Origin of the sequence: Micromonospora sp. NPDC049580 (assembly GCF_040675595.1) — a bacterium.
Lineage (GTDB): Bacteria > Actinomycetota > Actinomycetes > Mycobacteriales > Micromonosporaceae > Micromonospora.
The window spans coordinates 1-2,781 of record NZ_JBFAPG010000651.1; the positions used below are offsets into that span (position 1 = coordinate 1).

A 2,781-nucleotide genomic window follows, 5' to 3' on the forward strand; every position below is an offset into this window, starting at 1 on the left:
AGCGCGCGGAGCAGACCGAGCAGATGGGTACGCCCGCTGCGGGCGGGAAAGCGTCGTACCCCGTCGGCGCCCAGCACCTGGGCGCCCAACCGGTTGCCGATGCCTGCGGTCAGGAAACCCACCGCCGCCACGGCGGCCACCGCCAGCTCCCGCTTGTCCAGCTCGGCGGTGCCGAACTCCATGCTGGCGCTGGCGTCGACGAGCAGCCAGGTGGTGAGTTCCCGGTCGGCGTCGACCTGTCGGACGTGCGGCACGGCGGTCCGGGCGGTCACCGCCCAGTCCATCCGGCGGACCTCGTCCTCCCCCGGCCGGTACTCGCGGCTGCCGGCGGGTTCGCTGCCCGGCCCGGGGAGCAGGCCACGGTACTGGCCGTGCAGCAGACCGTTGAGTCTCCGGGTGACGGTCAGTTCCAGTCGGCGCAGCCGCTGGTCGGGGGTCAGCTCGGCCAGGCCCGGGTCGGGCGGCGTGGCCACCGAGGTGCGGCCGGCGCGTCTCACGCCGCCGCCAGGTCGGGGGTCTGCTGGGGGTGCCCGGTGGCCACCCGGGGCGGCGGCACCGCCTCCACGAGCCGCCGGACCAGGCTCTCGGCCGAGACCCCGTCGGCCACGGCGTCGAAGGAGAGCACCAGCCGGTGGGAGAGGACGTCCACCGCCAATTCCCGGACGTCCTCGGGCAACACGTACTCCCGTCCCCGCAGCAGCGCCTGCGCGCGGGCGGCGGCGACCAGACCGAGCGTCGCCCGTGGGCTGGCGCCGTACGCCAGCAGCGGCGCGATCTCAGCCAGCCCGAACCGGCCCGGGTCGCGGGTGGCGAGGATCAGCCGGACCACGTACTCGGCCAGGGCGTGGTGGACGAAGACCCGCTCGGCGTGCGTCTGCAGGAGTCGCAGGCGTTGCGGGTCGAGCACCTGACGCGCGCTGGGCCGGTCGGTGCTCATCCGGTAGAGGATGGCCAGTTCGTCGGCGTCGCTGGGATAGTCGACGACCACCTTCATGAGGAACCGGTCGCGCTGCGCCTCGGGGAGCTGGTAGACCCCCTCGGACTCGATCGGGTTCTGGGTGGCCAGCACCAGGAACGGCGTCGGCACCGGCCAGCTGCGCCCGCCGATGGAGACCTGCCGTTCGGCCATCGCCTCCAGCAGCGCCGACTGGACCTTGGCCGGCGCCCGGTTGATCTCGTCGGCGAGCACCAGGTTGGCCATGATCGGGCCCAGCTCGATGTCGAAGGTCTCCTTGGAGGCCCGGTAGATCCGGGTGCCGACGATGTCGGAGGGGACCAGGTCCGGGGTGAACTGGATCCGGGAGAAGGTGCCGCCGACCACGGTGGCGAGAGTCTGCGCCGCGAGGGTCTTGGCCACGCCGGGCACGCCCTCCAGAAGGCAGTGCCCGTTGGCGATGAGTGCGGTGAGCAGACGTTCGACGAGCCGATCCTGCCCGACGATCACGCGTTTGACCTCGAAGAGGGTCTGTTCCAGCTCGGCGCCGGTCGGCTCGGGATCGACCGAGGTGGGCAGGCTGGCCAGGGTGTCCGAGATGTCCGTCACGGTGCTTGCTTCCCGGGCCGGGGCCCCGGCAAACGTGGGATTGTCGGGGCCGGACCGGGCCGTTGTGGTCCGCACGGGGATGGGTCGCCCGAAAGAGGAGCACCGGCACGAGCAGGCCGAAGCGGGACGCCCGGGCCGGGACGTGGACCGGCCCGCACGCGCGGGCATGGGGGCCGGTCCGGTCGGTTCGGTCAGAAGGTGTGCGTGAGCAGGGTGAAGCCCCGGTCGGCCGGGGTGCCGGACGAGTTGCGGGTCTGGATGAAGACCGAGTTGGGCGTGCCGAGGCGGGGCGCGACGGAGATCTCGCCAGCGGGCGGGATGCAGCAGGAGTCGGACCGCGAGATGGTCGCCAGGAAGGCGCCGGTCGAGACGTTCACGCCGAGTTGCACCTCGTACTGGCCGGGGCCGAACTTGATGACCGTGCCGTCGCCGCGGGCCTTGGTGCCGTTGGCGTTGACGACCGTGTAGAAGTTGGCGGTCGCCAGCGTGCTGGCCTTGCCGGCCTCCAGCGCCGCCTTGGCGCTGCGGGCCGACTGGGCCGTGACCGGCGGCTGCTGGGCGTCGCCCGTGGCGCGGGACGCCGGCTGGACGGCCTCCTGCGGTGCCTTCGCCGACGGCTGGGCGATGGCGATCCCGCCACCGGCCAGGGTGAGCGCCAGGACAGCGAACGTGACCGCCGCCGCCTTACGTCGGAAGGATGTGTTCATGACAGGTCCCCCTTGTGTGACCGGGTGAATTCGGCCGACCCGCGGGGCGGGACGGATAACTGCCGAAAATGAGATGTACGGCGGTGCTGAGAGCCCCGGGAGATTCGGTTTCTGGACGATCTATACCCATCTTGAACTGGGATTACTACTCAGCGTTGCGTCGTTTTGACCAGGTGGAACGTAGCACCGCAAAAAGCTTGACGTCAATAGTTGACCTCGCATTATGGCGGTGTCTTCCACCCGTCAGATAATTGTGAAAGGTGAGCCCATCGGCATTCACGAAATATGCGCGACGCCGACCGCTAGGCTGAGCGCCGTGATCATCGACGTGCCACCCGCACCCACCCGCCGTCGGCTGCCGATCGGCACGGCGCTCTGCTGGGCGGCCGTCGGGCCCACGGCCGCCTGGGCCACCGTGCGGCTGGCCGGGCTGGACCGGGGGCCGCTTGTGCAGGCGCTCGCCTTCACTCCGTACGTCGCCGGGTTCAGCGTGCTGGCCCTCGGCCTCACGGTCGCCCTGCGGCGCTGGTG

Annotated in this window: 3 protein-coding genes and 1 pseudogene; 1 reads left to right on the forward strand and 3 read right to left on the reverse strand. The window is 71.2% G+C overall.

Annotated elements, in window-relative coordinates; all coding sequences use genetic code 11:
• From AB0J68_RS30490 to AB0J68_RS30500, 3 genes are all read right to left on the reverse strand, one after another.
• Nucleotides 1–473, reverse strand: a 473-nt coding sequence (locus tag AB0J68_RS30490; protein WP_363942148.1) for a DUF58 domain-containing protein, incomplete at its 3' end; no start/stop codon positions are given.
• 20 nt (nt 474–493) lie between these two features.
• Nucleotides 494–1,543 carry a MoxR family ATPase gene (locus AB0J68_RS30495; RefSeq protein WP_354858720.1) on the reverse strand — a complete coding sequence of 350 codons (1,050 nt, stop codon included), beginning with the start codon at nt 1,541–1,543 and terminating at the stop codon, nt 494–496.
• A gap of 191 nt (nt 1,544–1,734) precedes the next feature.
• On the reverse strand, nt 1,735–2,250 hold the full coding sequence (locus AB0J68_RS30500; protein ID WP_354858719.1) for a hypothetical protein: 516 nt from the start codon (nt 2,248–2,250) through the stop codon (nt 1,735–1,737).
• A 322-nt stretch (nt 2,251–2,572) separates the two neighbouring features.
• Between AB0J68_RS30500 and AB0J68_RS30505 the strand changes: the two are divergent.
• Nucleotides 2,573–2,781: pseudogene (locus AB0J68_RS30505) on the forward strand (endonuclease/exonuclease/phosphatase family protein); the annotation flags it as partial.

Excerpts from the sequence above, each read along its gene's own strand:
- AB0J68_RS30500 (WP_354858719.1), bottom strand. The coding sequence starts at position 2,250 with ATGAACACATCCTTCCGACGTAAGGCGGCGGCGGTCACGTTCGCTGTC.